This is a genomic window from Mucilaginibacter humi, assembly GCF_013087555.1.
The window spans coordinates 41,725-57,172 of record NZ_JABFCR010000007.1 but is presented as its reverse complement, the minus strand read 5'-3'; the positions used below and the strand labels follow the sequence as shown (position 1 = coordinate 57,172).

At 44.0% G+C, this 15,448-nt stretch carries 23 protein-coding genes and 2 pseudogenes; 14 read left to right on the top strand and 11 right to left on the bottom strand.

The window, feature by feature from the left end; all coding sequences use genetic code 11:
• On the bottom strand, positions 1-239 hold a 239-nt coding region (locus HK413_RS14510; protein WP_217451980.1), incomplete at its 3' end, for a hypothetical protein.
• A gap of 226 nt (positions 240-465) precedes the next feature.
• Here HK413_RS14510 and HK413_RS02545 point away from each other — a divergent pair.
• The 4 genes from HK413_RS02545 (at position 466) to HK413_RS02530 (ending at position 4,740) form a co-directional block, all read left to right on the top strand.
• Positions 466-960 (top strand): hypothetical protein, encoded by a 495-nt coding sequence (locus HK413_RS02545; RefSeq protein WP_175269019.1) that lies wholly within the window; start codon positions 466-468, stop codon positions 958-960.
• 19 nt (positions 961-979) lie between these two features.
• The gene (locus tag HK413_RS02540; protein WP_175269018.1) at positions 980-1,723 is read left to right on the top strand and encodes a hypothetical protein; all 744 of its coding nucleotides are present in this window, start codon (positions 980-982) and stop codon (positions 1,721-1,723) included.
• 87 nt (positions 1,724-1,810) lie between these two features.
• Positions 1,811-3,478 (top strand): carboxypeptidase regulatory-like domain-containing protein, encoded by a 1,668-nt coding sequence (locus tag HK413_RS02535; protein ID WP_175269017.1) that lies wholly within the window; start codon positions 1,811-1,813, stop codon positions 3,476-3,478.
• On the top strand, positions 3,469-4,740 hold the full coding sequence (locus tag HK413_RS02530) for an outer membrane beta-barrel protein (RefSeq protein WP_175269016.1): 1,272 nt from the start codon (positions 3,469-3,471) through the stop codon (positions 4,738-4,740). The genes HK413_RS02535 and HK413_RS02530 overlap by 10 nt, the downstream gene beginning before the upstream one ends.
• Positions 4,741-5,061: 321 nt before the next feature.
• Here the strand turns inward: HK413_RS02530 and HK413_RS21845 are convergent.
• Positions 5,062-5,411, bottom strand: a pseudogene (locus tag HK413_RS21845) (YceH family protein); the annotation flags it as partial.
• 90 nt (positions 5,412-5,501) lie between these two features.
• The gene (locus HK413_RS02520; protein ID WP_175269015.1) at positions 5,502-5,954 is read right to left on the bottom strand and encodes a 3-oxoacyl-ACP synthase; all 453 of its coding nucleotides are present in this window, start codon (positions 5,952-5,954) and stop codon (positions 5,502-5,504) included.
• Positions 5,955-6,226: 272 nt separating this feature from the next.
• Here HK413_RS02520 and HK413_RS02515 point away from each other — a divergent pair, with 272 nt between their 5' ends.
• The 3 genes and pseudogenes from HK413_RS02515 to feoB all read left to right on the top strand — a co-directional run bounded on the left by HK413_RS02515 (position 6,227) and on the right by feoB (position 8,564).
• Entirely contained in the window at positions 6,227-6,442 is a 216-nt protein-coding gene (locus HK413_RS02515) for a FeoA family protein (protein WP_175269014.1), read from the top strand.
• 9 nt (positions 6,443-6,451) lie between these two features.
• A pseudogene (locus HK413_RS20545) lies at positions 6,452-6,924 on the top strand (FeoB small GTPase domain-containing protein).
• Positions 6,891-8,564, top strand: coding sequence for a ferrous iron transport protein B (feoB, locus tag HK413_RS02510; protein WP_317169217.1), 1,674 nt, complete (start codon positions 6,891-6,893; stop codon positions 8,562-8,564). Before HK413_RS20545 ends, feoB begins: the two are co-directional and overlap by 34 nt.
• Positions 8,565-8,649: 85 nt before the next feature.
• Here feoB and HK413_RS02505 read toward each other — a convergent pair whose 3' ends face one another.
• The 3 genes from HK413_RS02505 to HK413_RS02495 are packed head-to-tail and all read right to left on the bottom strand — an operon-like array spanning position 8,650 to position 9,749.
• Positions 8,650-9,003, bottom strand: a complete 354-nt coding sequence (locus HK413_RS02505; RefSeq protein ID WP_175269013.1) for a beta propeller repeat protein — start codon at positions 9,001-9,003, stop codon at positions 8,650-8,652.
• A 22-nt stretch (positions 9,004-9,025) separates the two neighbouring features.
• Entirely contained in the window at positions 9,026-9,331 is a 306-nt protein-coding gene (locus HK413_RS02500; protein WP_175269012.1) for a beta propeller repeat protein, read from the bottom strand.
• Positions 9,332-9,344: 13 nt separating this feature from the next.
• Complete coding sequence (locus HK413_RS02495) at positions 9,345-9,749, bottom strand: beta propeller repeat protein (protein WP_217451979.1); 405 nt, start codon at positions 9,747-9,749, stop codon at positions 9,345-9,347.
• 118 nt (positions 9,750-9,867) lie between these two features.
• On the opposite strand from HK413_RS02495, the gene HK413_RS16255 reads away from it, so the two are divergent.
• The 7 genes from HK413_RS16255 (at position 9,868) to HK413_RS02480 (ending at position 12,592) form a co-directional block, all read left to right on the top strand.
• Complete coding sequence (locus tag HK413_RS16255) at positions 9,868-10,146, top strand: hypothetical protein (protein ID WP_246229556.1); 279 nt, start codon at positions 9,868-9,870, stop codon at positions 10,144-10,146.
• Positions 10,143-10,274: a hypothetical protein gene (locus HK413_RS19115; protein ID WP_262886747.1), complete on the top strand. Its 132-nt coding sequence runs from the start codon at positions 10,143-10,145 to the stop codon at positions 10,272-10,274. Before HK413_RS16255 ends, HK413_RS19115 begins: the two co-directional genes overlap by 4 nt.
• A 161-nt stretch (positions 10,275-10,435) precedes the next feature.
• Positions 10,436-10,756: a winged helix-turn-helix domain-containing protein gene (locus HK413_RS16250; protein WP_246229555.1), complete on the top strand. Its 321-nt coding sequence runs from the start codon at positions 10,436-10,438 to the stop codon at positions 10,754-10,756.
• A 50-nt stretch (positions 10,757-10,806) separates the two neighbouring features.
• Positions 10,807-11,004: a hypothetical protein gene (locus tag HK413_RS20540; protein ID WP_317169216.1), complete on the top strand. Its 198-nt coding sequence runs from the start codon at positions 10,807-10,809 to the stop codon at positions 11,002-11,004.
• 12 nt (positions 11,005-11,016) lie between these two features.
• Positions 11,017-11,415 carry a hypothetical protein gene (locus tag HK413_RS02485; protein ID WP_317169215.1) on the top strand — a complete coding sequence of 133 codons (399 nt, stop codon included), beginning with the start codon at positions 11,017-11,019 and terminating at the stop codon, positions 11,413-11,415.
• 114 nt (positions 11,416-11,529) lie between these two features.
• Positions 11,530-11,778 carry a hypothetical protein gene (locus HK413_RS16245; RefSeq protein WP_246229554.1) on the top strand — a complete coding sequence of 83 codons (249 nt, stop codon included), beginning with the start codon at positions 11,530-11,532 and terminating at the stop codon, positions 11,776-11,778.
• Positions 11,717-12,592 (top strand): alpha/beta hydrolase, encoded by an 876-nt coding sequence (locus HK413_RS02480; RefSeq protein ID WP_246229553.1) that lies wholly within the window; start codon positions 11,717-11,719, stop codon positions 12,590-12,592. Before HK413_RS16245 ends, HK413_RS02480 begins: the two co-directional genes overlap by 62 nt.
• Positions 12,593-13,043: 451 nt before the next feature.
• Here HK413_RS02480 and HK413_RS02475 read toward each other — a convergent pair whose 3' ends face one another.
• The 5 genes from HK413_RS02475 to HK413_RS19095 all read right to left on the bottom strand — a co-directional run bounded on the left by HK413_RS02475 (position 13,044) and on the right by HK413_RS19095 (position 15,430).
• Positions 13,044-13,910, bottom strand: coding sequence for an MFS transporter (locus HK413_RS02475; protein ID WP_394353113.1), 867 nt, complete (start codon positions 13,908-13,910; stop codon positions 13,044-13,046).
• A gap of 63 nt (positions 13,911-13,973) precedes the next feature.
• Positions 13,974-14,222, bottom strand: a complete 249-nt coding sequence (locus tag HK413_RS19110; RefSeq protein ID WP_262886746.1) for a molybdopterin-dependent oxidoreductase — start codon at positions 14,220-14,222, stop codon at positions 13,974-13,976.
• A 2-nt stretch (positions 14,223-14,224) separates the two neighbouring features.
• Complete coding sequence (locus tag HK413_RS19105; RefSeq protein ID WP_262886745.1) at positions 14,225-14,752, bottom strand: molybdopterin-dependent oxidoreductase; 528 nt, start codon at positions 14,750-14,752, stop codon at positions 14,225-14,227.
• A 13-nt stretch (positions 14,753-14,765) separates the two neighbouring features.
• Positions 14,766-15,062 (bottom strand): cytochrome b/b6 domain-containing protein, encoded by a 297-nt coding sequence (locus HK413_RS19100; RefSeq protein ID WP_262886744.1) that lies wholly within the window; start codon positions 15,060-15,062, stop codon positions 14,766-14,768.
• Entirely contained in the window at positions 14,999-15,430 is a 432-nt protein-coding gene (locus HK413_RS19095; RefSeq protein ID WP_317169214.1) for a cytochrome b/b6 domain-containing protein, read from the bottom strand. The genes HK413_RS19100 and HK413_RS19095 overlap by 64 nt, the downstream gene beginning before the upstream one ends.
• Positions 15,431-15,448 lie beyond the last annotated feature (18 nt).

Genomic DNA, 15,448 nt, shown 5'->3' with positions numbered 1-15,448 from the left:
CAATTATTAACCTTATCACTGCGGCCATAAACCGGATAACCAATTAACCTTAAAATGAAAAAGCTTATTAATGTTACAAGTTTGCTATTTCTCTCTGCTGCAGGCTTATTTGCCCAGGATTCACAGAAAAAATTGAAAGATGTACAGGCCAATAATTTCTGGCACCATCCCCGGTAAAAATTGACGGCAAGCTTAATGATTGGAACGACGAGTTTCAAGCCTATAACAAAAGCACCCACTTATATTATACAATCGCTAACGACGAGAAAAATCTTTACCTGGTTGTAAAAACATCAGACATGACCACCAAAGCCAAAATTGCAGCAGGTGGTTTAACACTGGCAATTAATACGGCGGGTAAAAAGAAAGAGCAAGATACCTATAGCCTTACGTTCCCGCTGCGCTCAACAATGGGCAGGCCAGGGCGGCGGACCGGGAGGCGCTACGGGCGGTGGTATGCGGTTGATGACATTTGGCGGCCCGGGTGGCGGTGGCCGGCCTGCAGCACCCGATTCGGCAATGCAAAAAGCGATGCAAGACCGTGTTATCAACGCCGCTAAAGAAATTAAAATTTTTGGTTTTAAAGACATCCCTGATTCATTGATAGCTATCTACAACGAATACAATATTAAAGCAGCTATAAACTACGACAAAGACGGCGCCTTTATTTATGAATTAGCGGTTCCGCTTAAGTTAATGGCATTATCAATTGATGATAGCAAAGAGTTAGCTTATAATATTAAACTTAATGGCCTGCAATTAAATTTCAGGATGATGTCGGATAATGGTGGCGGCCCTCCGGGAGGAGGTGGGGGTGATGGTCCCGGCGGCGGTATGCGTACCATGAGTTTTGACGGCCCGCGCGGCCCTATGGGCGGCGGCGGTAAAAATAGCATAGATTTTCAGGACCTGATAAGCCCAAACGATTTTTGGGGCAAATACACTTTAGCAAAAAAATAAGAGACTGCTAACAAACATAATGAGAAGAATAATTACCATAGGGATTTTAATACTGTTATCGGCAAGCTTATTTGCGCAGGAAACACCAGCCAAAAAACTGAAAGATGTACAGCCGGGCAATATGCGCGCACCATCGGCAATAAAAATTGATGGTAAACTTGGCGAATGGAATAATAATTTCCAGGCCTACAATCGCGCTACACGGATAGTTTATATTTTATGCAATGATGATAAAAACCTATACACGGTAGCTAAATCAACCGACTTTACAACTACCGCTAAAATTATATCCGGAGGTATAACACTAACCATTAACACTGACGGTAAGAAGAAAAGTAAAGATGGCTATAGTGTAACCTTCCCGGTAATTGAACACCCAGAGCTGTTAGCCGGGGGCATGAGCAACCGTTTTGAAAACCGCAATGCGGGCGCGGATACAGAACTGATGCGTACAGTACATCAGCGTACAATTCTTGCCGCTAAACAAATTAAAGTTTTAGGTATTAAAAGCATACCTGATACTATCATATCCATTTATAATGAACACGGTATAAAAACGGCTATAAATTTTGATGGCGCTGATTTAACTTTTGAAATGGCAATACCACTCAGGCTAATCAACCTTACGGTTGATAATGCCAGAGAGTTCGCTTACAATGTTACATTAACCGGTTTCCGGGTTGAAGGCCGAAACCCGGGTGGTGGAGGTGGCGGAGGACACGGAGGTGGTGGGCGAAATGCGCTAGACTTTATGGACTGGTAACCCCCAGCGATTTTTGGGGAAAATACACTTTAGCAAAAAAACAATAATACACTACCTATACTCACATTATACAACAAAACACAACCAATGAAAAAAGTACTCACTATAGTCTTCGTGATCTTGTTATCGGCATCGGTATTTGCCCAGCAGGAACGCGAAAACAGGCCCAACATCCCTGCGCGACCGGCCACTACCCCGCTACCTCCGCCGTTACCTGTAAGGGATGTAAGTGGTATTGTAAAGGATGCGAGCGGGCAAACCGTTGTTGGCGCTACTGTTATATTAAAATCAACAAAGGATACTATAAGTGTTGCTACTAATGAAGATGGCGTGTTTATTATTAAGGGTGTAAAACAAAACACCTTTAATATTACCATAAAATACGTAGGTGCACTGCCATTTGTACAGAAATATGCCTTTAGCGATACCAAAAAGAACGTTGTTTTAGATCCGATTACGCTTAAAACGGATGCTAAAGAACTGGCGCTGGTAACCATTAATGGCACCCCAAGCGTAACGTATAAAACAGATACGGTTGAGTATCGCGCCGCCGACTACAAGGTGCGTGAAAACGCGACCGTGGATGAGTTGCTGAAAAAAATGGAGGGCATGGAAGTTGGTACAGACGGATCATTAACCCACCGGGGACAGGAAGTAGTAAAAGCTAAATTAAACGGTAAAGAATACTCAGGTGGCAGTGTGGCCCGGGCCATACAAAATCTGCCTGCAGACATCGTTGAAAAAATACAGATTGTTGATGATTATGGCGACCGGGCGGCACGCACCGGCGTTAAAGAAGGCGACCCGCAAAAGGTATTGAATATCACCACCCGGGCCGATAGATCGGTAGGTAATACGGCGCGCCTTACTACCCAATATGGTAGTGCAGGAAGATATAACGCACAGCTTTTTGCACAACGCATTAACGCTAATCAGCAATTGGGTATAATAGGAAACTTACGTAATACCGTGCTGGGGGTATCATCCAACGGCTTGCAGGGTGGCGCTACCAATGATGGTGGCGGCGGTAGTGGAGTAGGTGCAAACGCCCGCGGCGGTGGTGGTAATGGCGGTGGCGGAAACGGCGCAAGTGGTGGTACCACTAAATCAGGTTCGCCGTCATTTAACTATCGCGATCAATGGAGTAAAAATGTGCAGGTAATAGGAAGTTACGCCTACAATTTCAGGAATAACAACGCTTTAAATGATAGCTACGGAACCAACTATATTACCAATGGTACCTTTGTGAGGAAAAGCAATTCTGAAAATGACAGCAAATCGCACAATTTACGTTATGAGATGGATATTAACCTTGATAGCGCCAATTATTTACAGTTAACACCAACTTATAGCTACAGCAGCTCATCATCCATGAACACGTCATTTAGTGACGCGGTAAATAACTACCCGGCAACGGCATTTCGTCAGGCTTATTTTGAGCACAGGGTTGATGATGGTACAAATTCAAGTACAAATACCAGCAGTAGCTACGGGCTTAGTGCGTTTTACCTGCATGTGTTTAAAAAACCCAAAAGAAACTTCTCTTTAAGCTTAAGTATTAATCATTCAACCTCTGATGCTAATGGCGAACAAAACACCAAATACAAGTATTATGCCGACGAAACCTTAAATACCCACATTACAGCACTCGACTCGATAGCACATAGTACAACTACCCGCACTAACGCGAATACCAACTACTCGGCTACGATGACCTATGTTGAACCCCGGGCAAGGTATCGTTATTGGAATTAAGCGCTAATTGGAGCAGGAGAAACAACAGCGCGGTATCATTACAGGATACAGTTGACCGTGTATCCGGAAACCTTGTTGCAGCACCGGGCTATAGCAGTGTTTATGATTACAATGTAACCGATACACGTGCAACATTAGATTACCGCTATAATGGCACTAAAGTTAACTTATCTATAGGTGCGGCAGCGGTGCCATTTAATATGCAGGGAACAAAGCTTAATGCAGCTATTGGCGAAAATGCATCTACAAGTATATCAAACTTCAGGATTATTCCGGCTTTCAGGTTTGCGTACTCATGGTCTCGTACAGAAAGATTTACTTTAACTTATAACGGACGTAACAGAGAACCTGATTTTACACAGATCCAGCCTTTTACAGATATATCTAACCCGGGCAGGTTAATTGTAGGTAACCCGGATCTGAAACCGTCTTTTACAAACTCAATCAACGCTCAGTACAATAACTACTTTGCAAACTCTAAATTTAATATATCGTTTGGCGTGGTTGCCAGTAGTGTTGACAATGCCATAACTTCAAATACGCTTAACAAAACAGTTCCGGTATCGGGTTCATCAACCCAAAAACGTTCGATATCCGAAACCCACTATATTAATATTGATGGTACAAAGTCAATTGTAGGCCGCTACTCTATTTCAAAGCAAAGCAATGAAAGGGCTGTTAATCTGCAGTTAAACGGAAACGTGGGTTATACTTATACTCCTGCAATGCGCGATAATGTTTTATATCAGCAAACCAACTGGAGATTTGACGAACGCTTTGGTCCGCGCATTACCCCTAACGAAAATTTAGAGATCAATCCCTTTATTGGTTATGATATCTCACGTTTCTTTACCACGTTACCGGGCATTAATTCAACCGACATTAAAACAGCCTCGTTTGGTTTAACTGGTCGTGCCTATTTCTTTAAAACCCGGCAGGTTAACTATGATGCTACCAAGAAATATGTTACCGGCATTACCGGTGCTAATATTACGCCATTAATCCTCAATGCGGGTTTCGAAAAGGAGTTTCTGGCGAGGAAAACCCTGGTGCTAACATTTAATGTGTATGATCTGTTGCATCAAAACAACTATCTGCAAAAAACGGTAGATGGCAATGGGGAAACCAATACCATATCAAACGCCTTAAGCCGTTACTTTATGGTCGGCCTGCGCCTTAACTTGCAAAAATGGAGCGGTACACCACAACGTAATGGCCAACGGATGCAACGCCGCGGCGATGGCAGCTTCATTTATAATTAACAGCTCTCAAATCAAAATAAAAAGCGTCCCGAACACCGGGGCGCTTTTTTATAAAATCAATCGGGGTGGTCCATCCCGTTACGTCAACTCTTTCATTAACTTATCAAACGCTTCTTTGAGCTCGGCAAGCTCCAGCTCAACTTTGGCAAGGCGGGTTTCAAGTGCGCTATTGCCCCTGCCGGCTATTGGCGCATCGTCATCAAAATCATCGTCGCTTATTTCGGGCGTTCCGGCTAATAAATGGGCATAGCGGGCTTCTTTTTGGCCCGGGCGTTTGGGTAGTTGTACAACGTATGGCGTATCCCCGCCGGAGAGCTTATCCAATACCTCCTGCACCTCCTCAATCGACTCAAACTCCCATAACCTGCCGGCATTGGTGTTTAACTCCCCGGGGTTAGCGGGCCGCGCAACATTAGCAGGCAAATAATGGCAAGTTCTGCCGGTATCAGCGGAAAAACAATAGCAAAATTATGCTTGTATTTAACCGACCGGATAGAACCTCCCGTGGCTGTCGAGATCAACCCGCGGCGCTTTAACGTATTTAAAGCGTTCATTACCGTCTCATCATCATATTGCACTACGGGTTTACGCGATGTTTTTTGATTACAGGCGGCTGACAGGCCGTTAAGTGTCATGGGGTAATAGTCGGGCGTGGTGCGTGCTTTTTCCATCAACGCGCCTAAAACACGTATTTCGGCAGCATCAAGCACAGGCAGGGTTTGTGGCGTATCCATAATAAAAATTAATTGGTTGGGGTGAACTTATAAAATACTTTCTACTTTATACAATTTACCGTTTAAATTAAATTCATCATTTACCTGCAAGCCTTTCATTTTTAAACCAATTGGCGATGCCGGCGATATCGCAAAGTAATTATCCCCACTAACAGTTAACAAGCCTGCGCTTATAGCGAGATAAAAATTACCGTTATTGGTTTTTACCACGCTGCCGTTTTCAACCCAGTGGGTAACGCCCGATGTAGGAATGGAGTTTAAAGCTATTTTTAGTTTATTGGCCTCTGTTAACTGGGCCATATTGCGGTTAGTTTCCTGCTGTGCCATTTCGCGCCCGGTTTCATATTTATCGCCGGCGCTGCTTTTTGTATCGTCTTTTGCTGCTTGTTGTGCCTCATCAATACCCTGCTGTGCCGCTGCCATGCGCATTTGCACATAGTCAATACATTGCTGATATAAGGCTTCTTTTAATTTGCTCACGGTGTAAATGTAAAAATATGGCGCAAAATAAAAGTCCCCGCACACTCGCTGCTTGGGGACTTTCAACCTAAACCTTATCACATTGTAGGCTTGAGCCTACAGATAATCCGACAAATATCGGGATTTTTTTATCATAAGGTTGTATATACATCCAATTTTTTTTTGCTTTGGTAGTGTTATTTTTACAATAAGGGGGTATTCACATAAAATCAACTGTTCTTATTTGGATTTAATTTAAATAAGAGATACATTTGCGCGTAACGTTTAATAATATGAGACTTTCGCAACTTGAAGTAGGAGAAAAAGGTATCGTAAAGGAGTTTACTGATCTGGAGATGTCGGTTAAATTAATGGAGATGGGATGCCTGCCCGGTGAAGAGATAAGAGTTGACAGGATTGCCCCTATGGGCGACCCCATAGCTATAAAAGTATCAGGATACCAGTTGAGCCTCCGTAAACGCGAAGCATCAACCATAATTTTGCAATAGTATACGTAGTTGAAAGCCGATATAAGAGTTGCACTTGTAGGGAACCCGAACACCGGTAAATCTACGCTCTTTAACGTACTTACCGGGTTAAATCAAAAAATAGGAAATTTTCCGGGGTTACGGTTGATAAAAAAGTAGGTTATACCAAACTGCCCGATGGCCGGCTTGCCGAAATTGTCGACTTGCCGGGTACTTATAGCCTTTATCCAAAGAGCCGGGATGAATCCATCGTTTTTTCTGTATTGGCTGACAAGGCGAACGCGCTAAGTCCTGATCTGGTTATTGTTATCCTTGACGCTTCAAACCTTAAAAGAAATTTACTGCTTTACAGCCAGGTTGCCGACCTGAAGATCCCGGTTATCATCGCTTTAAATATGATGGACCTGGCTAAAAAGTCGGGTATCGATATCGATATTAACCTGTTTGCAAAAACCCGGGGGTACAGGTTGTGCCAATATCTGCCCGTAAACAGCAAGGGATAGATGAACTTAAGACGGCTGTAACCTATGCCAACAATATAGCCTTACAGCAAGATAGTATTGACGTAAAATCCATAGCCCCGCAACTGATAGAAAGCATAAGCCGCGAGCTAAATATTGATAACCCTTATTTTGCTTTACAGCTTGCGCACCAGCATGAAAATTTAAAATTCCTGACGGCCGAACAATCAGAACGTATCGAGGCGTTGGAGAAGGAATATTCTTTCCATTCGCAAAAAGCACAGGGCAGCGAAACCATTGCACGTTACAGCGCCATTAACGAATTGCTGTATGATACAGTTAAGGTGCCCGATACGGCACATGACGAAACGCTAAGCAATAAGATAGATAAGATATTAACCCATAAAGTATTTGGCTTTATTATATTTTTTGCCATACTGATGTTTATGTTCCGTGCCATATTCTCATGGGCGGCCTACCCGATGGAGTTGATAGATGGCGCTTTTGTATGGATCCAAAACACGCTGCATAAAACCCTGCCCGACGGGCCGCTGGTTAATTTATTGGTCGATGGTATTGTTGCCGGGTTAAGCGGCGTAATGGTGTTTATACCGCAGATAGCTATATTATTTGCTTTTATATCCATACTGGAAGACACGGGCTATATGTCGCGGGTTACATTTATGATGGATAAGCTGATGCGAAAGGTTGGTTTGAACGGAAAATCGGTAGTGCCACTGATTGGTGGCTTTGCCTGCGCGGTACCGTCTATCATGAGTACCCGTACCATAGAAAACTGGAAAGACCGTATGATCACCATCATGGTTACGCCGCTGGTTACCTGTTCGGCCCGTTTACCTGTTTATACTTTGTTGATAGCGCTGGTGGTACCTAATAAAAACGTTTGGTGGGTTTTTAATATGCAGGGCTTGGCGCTCACGGGGATGTATGTATTCAGCTTGGTATCGGCTGTGGTGGTGGCCTGGGTGTTTAAGCTGATATTAAAAAGCCGCGAGCGCGGATATTTTATAATGGAGCTCCCGGTGTACCGGATGCCCCGGTGGAAAAACGTTGCCTACTCGATGTATGAGCGCTCTAAATCGTTTGTTGTGCAGGCGGGCAAGGTTATCATCGCTGTATCTATAATATTATGGGTAATGGCATCTTACGGCCCCGGAGATCGTTTTGAAAAGATAGACGCCAAATACAAACAGCCGCAATATACCCAAAATATCAGCGCCGATCAGCTAAGCCGTGATATCGCTACGGAGAAACTGGAAAGCTCGTACGCCGGTGTGCTGGGACATGTTATTGAACCGGTAATCCGTCCGTTAGGATATGACTGGAAGATAGGCATCGCGTTAATAACCTCATTTGCCGCCCGCGAGGTATTTGTGGGCACCATGGCCACTATTTATAGTGTAAACGGCAGTGCAGACGATATCCAGTCGGTACAGGAAAAAATGCGCCAGGCTAAGAATACACAAACCGGGCAGCCGGTTTTTACCTTCGCGGTAGCATTTTCGTTAATGATGTTTTATGCCTTTGCCATGCAATGCGCCAGTACCGTGGCCGTGGTTTACCGCGAAACCAAAAGCTGGCGCTGGCCGGCTATACAATTTGCTTACATGACCGTGCTGGCTTATGTGGTAAGTTTTGTGGTGTACCAGTTATTGAAGTAGGCGCTGTAAAAGAAATATAAATATGTGTATTGCTGTTTTTAATCTTCAAAAACAGCAATACACATTATTCCTGAGTTGGATAATTTTAACATCCTTTATTGGGTATGACATAGATCACGTTGCCCGAAACAGATAAATTGAAGCCATAGTTTTCTATAGCAGGAAGTACCAGTTTTGTCCACGTTTTTCCCCCGTCAGCTGACCGGAATATCCCATCAGAGCGGCCACATATTAAATATTTACCCATTTGTTTAATTGATAAAATATCTGATGATTTTATTAAGCCCGTTTTTCGCATTAATAAACTAAACCATGAAGGCTGAAGTTCTCCACCTATAGCATTCCGTGTTTTTCCGCTATCCAGTGATAGGTGTATGGTGTTTGTTTGGTTGATGGGATTGTGAACTATAGCTGCAAACCCTCCTTCTATACGTTCCACAGCGATGCCTGCACCCCCTTCACTAATCACACGATCCCGTGGTTTGACCATCATCGGTCGATCTTAATATGCCATTGTTGCTGGTCGTCAGCAGTACACCGTTCGACTCTACCAATCTCATGCTGCCGTCTCCAACATAAACTTGTTCCCGTGTTTTTCCACCGTTAGTGGATCTAAAAAGGTTGTTGTTGGAACTGATAAAAACTGTGCCTCCGGCAGTTTCAAAAACGGAGCGTACGTCTCTCTCCTTATAATGTGTGTACATCCAATCTACCGTTTTGTCCAGGCGTACGGCTTGCTCCCGGAAATCTGTGTACCGGGCGACCAATTATTCGTCCCGTTTATTTTTTGTAAAAATTGACCCCTGAAATCATACGCAAATATCCCATTCTTGCCGGGAGCAATGTTGCGTTGGCTACCAGGAAAATCTCTTTCGTCCAGAAATGGGTCGTCGAATTTGGTTCACTGTGATAAACCCCATTGCCGGCACGTAAATAGATGCCGCGGTCATTTGCAAATAAGCCGCCACTCCACACACCTGTTTTCTGCAACTTTTCAGGCAGTCCTTCGCTGATGTCCTGCCATGTGTGTCCGCCATCAGCAGATTTAAAAATGATGTTGACGGCTGCCGAGGATTTGTCTTCTTTTATAGGTTTCTTTTTTGCTTCCTTTTCTTTTAGCACAAAAGAATTTAGTAGAAATAATACCAGCGCGATGGCCGGAATAAATACAAGTAATCTTTTCATTTTGTTATTTTTCATGTCCTTTTGAGTTTGATGAAGTAAAATTACTTTGATATTTTTCTGTCCTGATAATCAGGATTGTAAATAAAAATGTAAACTTTGTAAATAAAATATTGACATTATGCTGGATAGTCAAAACCTGCTCACCGGAAAGGGCAAATACCTGTTCGGATTGATATTACTCTTGTTTACCGCAGTAGTCGGCGTGGCTTTCGGTATGGGGGATAATGACGATTTCGCTATCGCCGAGGGGGAGATTTTGCTCCGCAGGATAGGACATGAGGTACTATTACAATCGGGCGATAGCACATCGAGAGTTCTTCCGGTAAAAAAGATCGCAGAAAATGAATACCAGATCAGTTTTGAAAAGAATCTTACTTTCCAGCCAGACTCCTGGTGAATACTACCAGGCGTTTGTTAGGAGACGACCCGCTCGGAAGTGACTATGTTGTTAACGTTCTGATGAATGGTAACGCCGGTGTAACCTATGGATATGCGATATCTAAAAATAAAAAAATGATATTATAGCATGTAAAGGGAGAAAGCAACCCTTCGCACCTTACCTGATCAACATTAAATTTAAACCGGCCGGCATAAATAAAGCAAGGAATGGACTCCTGCTGGGCGGGTTGCCCTTTTTAGCGTTTGTTGGTTTTATATTTTTAAGATCCGCCAGGTCGCGGAAAGTCTTGCCGGACAGCCAGCATGCAGATGTGTTCAGTTTGGGCTCGCTATTGTTTGATGCGAAGAACCGCAAGCTCGTAAATAATGGCAACACCATAGACTTAACCGGAACTGAAAGCCGTGTACTGCGCATTTTTGCGTCGAAGCCTGATGAGATGATAGAAAGAAGCCGGCTACAGAAAGAGATCTGGGAGGATGAAGGCGTTATTGTAGGCCGTAGCCTGGATATGTTTATATCAAAGCTGAGGAAAAAACTGGAAGCTGACCCGAACATTAACATTGTTGTTATCCGGGGCAAAGGATATAAGCTTAAAATTAGCTGTTAAGAAGCTTTTGCCTTTAACCTTAAACAACTATCTTTGATTTGAGGTAAGAATTGGATAAAGTAAAAGTTTTAGAAAAGTATCTTCCGCCTGACGCAGCACCCTTAATTGGCCGCTGGATAGATTACTTTAAATGCGAGTTTAAAATATCGCGCAATCGCGGTAGCAAGTTTGGCGATTATCGCGCACCGTTTGATGGCAAGGGGCACCGTATCTCTGTCAATTACGACCTTAATCCCTATGCTTTTTAGTAACTACCGTACATGAGTTTGCGCACCTGCATACCGAACGAGCATAAGCAAAAAGCCAAACCCCATGGCACTGAATGGAAGAACAATTTCAAAAAAATGATGCAGCCCTTTTTTGAGAAAGATGTTTTCCCGCCTGATGTTAAGCACGCCATTGTAAGCTATCTGAACAATCCGGCAGCATCCAGCTGTTCTGATCTGACGCTGTACCGTTCGCTCCGCAAATACGATGCACCTAAAGAAGATATCCATACAGTTGAAAAGCTACCTATGCACGCCGTTTTTAAGCTAAAGGATGGGCGCGTTTTCCGTAAGGAAGAAAAATTGCGTAAGCGTTATAAATGTACTGAGATCAAAACCAAACGGGTTTATTTATTTAGCCCGGTTGCCGAAGTTGAACTTATAACCGACTAATTTTATGACCCGGTTATTGTTGATCCTTATCTTTTTCTCATCTCGCTCCTTGCTGTATTTAAAGCCCCGGCTTATTATATCTGGTTATTGTCCATCGTAGTAACCGAGTTCCCCTTGGTTTTTATATCGATAAGCGCCGTATTGATTGCATCCGGAGTTTGGGCCCAGAAATATCAATTGGCGGGTACTATAATTGGATTGTTATCCATCATCCTGTACCTCTCGCCCATCGTAAAGGCGTACAGGGTTGCCGGCACTTTAAAACGTGAGTTTAACAGAGCATTTAACCTGCCTGAAGTTGATGACCGATCGCCATTTAGTTTGGGTAAAATGTTTATCCCAACCCGAGGATATAGCCTATAAAACCTTAATCTATGTCAACTACACAGATACCGCGTTAACGCTAAATTATTACCCAAGCCAGGTTGCCGGTAAAAGGCCGTGTATTATAGTTGTACATGGCGGCTCATGGGCTAAGGGCGATAAGACACAGCTGCCGGAATTAAACAGCTACCTTGCCCGCAAGGGTTATAATGTAGTTTCGATAGATTACCGGATGGCGCCCAAATATAAAAACCCGGCCCCGGTTATGGATATTAAAGAAGCCCTAAAATACCTTCGGAAGGAAAGCAGCCGGTTAAGCATTGATACTAACAACTTCGTTTTACTGGGCCGGTCGGCCGGTGCGCAGATAGCCCTGCTGGCGGCCTACACCCTGCATGATAAAGGAATTAAAGGTGTAATTGATTTTTATGGCCCTGCCGACATGGTTTGGGGCTATTCGCTCCCGGCTAACCCCTGGGTAATGGACTCGCGCGGTGTGATGGAAGCTTACCCGGGTGGATCGTATGATAAAGTACCTGAACAGTATGCGGCAAGTTCGCCCATTGAGTTTGTGGATCAGGCCTCAGTACCAACACTTATTATCCATGGCCATAGTGATGTGCTGGTAGCTTATGAGCATAGTCGCAGGTTAAATGAAAAGCTGGCTAAAAACGGTATTAAACACTATTGGTTAAAACTACCCCGGGCTACGCATGGGTTTGATTTTATATTGAACGGACCTGGCGGGCAGTTGTCAACGTATGCAGTTGAACGGTTTTTGAAGGCGGTGAGCCCCCGGCCCCCTGAAGGGGGGAATGGCGTGAGGGTTGCTATCTTGTACGTACTTCTTTAAACCGGCTGAATACTAACATTGCTAAAAGGCAAAGCACACAGCCGCAAATTCCGTTTAAGCGCAGCCCGTAATCATTACCGGGGTCTTTGCCATAAATGGTTAAGAAGGCAAACAGGGCTATGCCCAAGGTCTGCCCCAATTTTACAAACAGATATTTTACTGCAAAAACATCCCTTCGCGGTTCTCGCCGGTGTTTTCGGCATCGCGCTCTGCAATTTCAGCAAGGATAGCGTTGGGCAAAATCCCCGGGATGCTAACGGAAATGCGGCGCATAATACCGGGTGTAAACCTGTGCATTTGACGAGAAGGGGAACTTACCCAGAAATATATCGCGATAAAGATCAAACTCAATAAACTAAAGGAAAACATTACAATAGGTTTCTTTCCGATCTTTTTGAAAGGTAGTTTATAAGGGGGTAAAACACCAGCGAGAACAGCACCATCGTCCCCATTAGCACCCCGCCCTTCGACTCGGGCAGGTGCAACAACACGGTAACAAAATAAAGCAACCCGCTTGATATGATGCTGAGGGCCATGTAATACGAAAAATCAGAAACCAGGTAATATTTAAAGTTGCGGTTACTAAAAGTTGCGCGGATAGCCGGCAGGAAGGGCAAATGAGATGGTTTCCCGTTTGAATATTTTTTTTTTCGTTAATAAATAGCACTGGTACCAGCATACATAAGCCAGCCAGCAGGCTCATACTCCAGATAGTATATTGTACGGCAGCATCACGGTCGGTTACGGTAAATAATTTTTGTACCAGGTCTGCAAAGTTATTTATCAGCGCCGAGAATATGATACCTATAATAAACCCTACTTGTTGAAAGGAGGACAGCTTAACCTTTTCGGCAGCGGTTTCTGTAAGCTCGGGAAGCAGCGCGTTGTAAGGAATGATATAGGTAGTGGCGCTCATAAAAAAGCAGATCATGTTAACAGTAAGCCAATAGGCGTTATACATGCTTTCGCCTTTAACCAGCGGATAAAATGTTAAACAAAAGAAAAATATGGCTGGTAAAATTGCCCATTTCATAAACGGAATGCGCCGCCCCTGTTTATTGGTGCTTTTGTCGCTAAACGAAGCGATGAGCGGATCATATACCGCATCAACAAACCTGCCAGAGGCCGCGATCAGCGATAAGATATTAACGACGCCAAACAAAAGTAATTGCGGCACAAAAGGTTTAAGACCCGAGTTTGATGGCGGTAAATAAAAGTACGGCAGCATAACAATGATGGTATTGGTCATCATACTCCAGCCTATCATCCCGCAGGTATAAGCCAATTGTTTTCTGAACGGAAACTTTACAACGGGCATCTTATTGCAATATGCTAATATTAAAATAAGATAATGAATTTAAGATGAAAAGGGACTGACGGGTTACAAACCCAAATAATAGTCATATCCCACCTCGGCCCAATAATCGCGCGGGCGGGTGTTGCTGAAAGTGATGGAGCCAATCCGCTTTAAATTTTTCACCCCATATTTAACCGGGATGATTAACCGTAACGGCGCGCCATGGTTAAGCGGAACAGGCTTATCATTCATCTCATAGGCCAACAGCGTTTGCGGGTGCAGGGCGCTATCCATGTCAAGGCCAACATAGTATTTTTTGTCGGGGGTTTCCATGCCTACATATTCCAGTTTGGTTTCGGCATCCGGTTAAAGTGTTTGATGAAATCGGTGAAGGACAAGCCACCCCAGTGCTGGATCTGGTCCCAGCCCTCAACGCATTTAAAATCAAAAACTATCTCTGTTTTAGGGAGGGCCTTTATTTGGTCCATGGTTATTAAAAGCTGCTCTCCGTTGCTTTTGCACACCTCCAGTTTCCAGGCAGCCAGATCGATTGCGCTCTCTAAACCAATATCGCTGTTTTGCCTGACGTTTTTGGCGGCCCTTGATTTTGGATAGGTCTTAACCAGGTGTTTTTCGCTGTAAAGCAGGCGGCGCACCGCCAGTTCTGTTTTATTTAATGCGCGGCGTAACGGAATGCGTTCGCCGCCGGTTATGCCGGTTGCTTCAACAGGCGAGTTATACAACCACTTATACCCCAAAGCCGCGCCTGTAGCCAGTGCGCCAAATACCCCGAACGAGAGAAACGTCCGCCGGTTTATCTTTTGCTCGATAGTAAGCGGCTTTTTAACTTTTTTCTTCGTCATGTTTTTTTTTCAATTATTGGCGCCGGTTTGGTCTCAAGCACTTCAAAGCCCGTAATAACCGAACTAAAGTTTTTCCATCCCGCCAGAAAACCTGTACGATATGAATAATAAAGAAGAACACATAGCCCAGCGTTAGCACAAAATGGATGATGCGGGCAAAATGATAGCCCCCGCATAACCATACCAGGTAATAAAATTGCACCGGTTTATAAATTGCCACACCCGTAATTGCCGAACCGACACCCATTACGATAATGGCGGTATAAGCAATGCGCTGCGCGGCGTTATATTTGTTTTGCGGCGGCGCCATTTTGCGGATATGCAGATCATGCAGTAAAACCTGCCAGGCCTCTTTAAATGATTTTTTTGCGGGACAAGTTCGCGCCATTCGCCCGATATCAGCGTATAAGCCACGTAAAAGATCCCGTTAAGGATAAAGAACCACATAAACAGGAAATGCCAGGCCATGCCTTCTGACAACCGCCTGGGGATATTAAAAAAGGTGTTGAACCAGTCTGGGAAGAATTTAAAGAAGGTATGACCAAACAGGCTGAACTTATATTCATCATCGCCCCAATAGATCAGCATACCACTCCATATCATGATGGTAAGCACCGGGAAGTTTACCCAGTGGGTCCAGCGCATCGCTAAGGAGTGTTTTTCTTTTATTTGTTTCACTGGATATTAATTATACGT

Coding starts and splice junctions, on each gene's coding strand:
- HK413_RS16255 (WP_246229556.1), top strand. CDS start 9,868: ATGCTGGATAGTCAAAACCTGCTCACCGGAAAGGGCAAATACCTGTTC.
- HK413_RS02515 (WP_175269014.1), top strand. CDS start 6,227: ATGAGACTTTCGCAACTTGAAGTAGGAGAAAAAGGTATCGTAAAGGAG.
- HK413_RS19105 (WP_262886745.1), bottom strand. CDS start 14,752: ATGACGAAGAAAAAAGTTAAAAAGCCGCTTACTATCGAGCAAAAGATA.
- HK413_RS02480 (WP_246229553.1), top strand. CDS start 11,717: ATGACCGATCGCCATTTAGTTTGGGTAAAATGTTTATCCCAACCCGAG.
- HK413_RS02485 (WP_317169215.1), top strand. CDS start 11,017: ATGAGTTTGCGCACCTGCATACCGAACGAGCATAAGCAAAAAGCCAAA.
- HK413_RS19100 (WP_262886744.1), bottom strand. CDS start 15,062: ATGGCGCCGCCGCAAAACAAATATAACGCCGCGCAGCGCATTGCTTAT.
- HK413_RS02495 (WP_217451979.1), bottom strand. CDS start 9,749: ATGAAAAGATTACTTGTATTTATTCCGGCCATCGCGCTGGTATTATTT.
- HK413_RS19110 (WP_262886746.1), bottom strand. CDS start 14,222: ATGGAAACCCCCGACAAAAAATACTATGTTGGCCTTGACATGGATAGC.
- HK413_RS02540 (WP_175269018.1), top strand. CDS start 980: ATGAGAAGAATAATTACCATAGGGATTTTAATACTGTTATCGGCAAGC.
- HK413_RS02535 (WP_175269017.1), top strand. CDS start 1,811: ATGAAAAAAGTACTCACTATAGTCTTCGTGATCTTGTTATCGGCATCG.
- HK413_RS02545 (WP_175269019.1), top strand. CDS start 466: ATGACATTTGGCGGCCCGGGTGGCGGTGGCCGGCCTGCAGCACCCGAT.
- HK413_RS02475 (WP_394353113.1), bottom strand. CDS start 13,910: ATGCCCGTTGTAAAGTTTCCGTTCAGAAAACAATTGGCTTATACCTGC.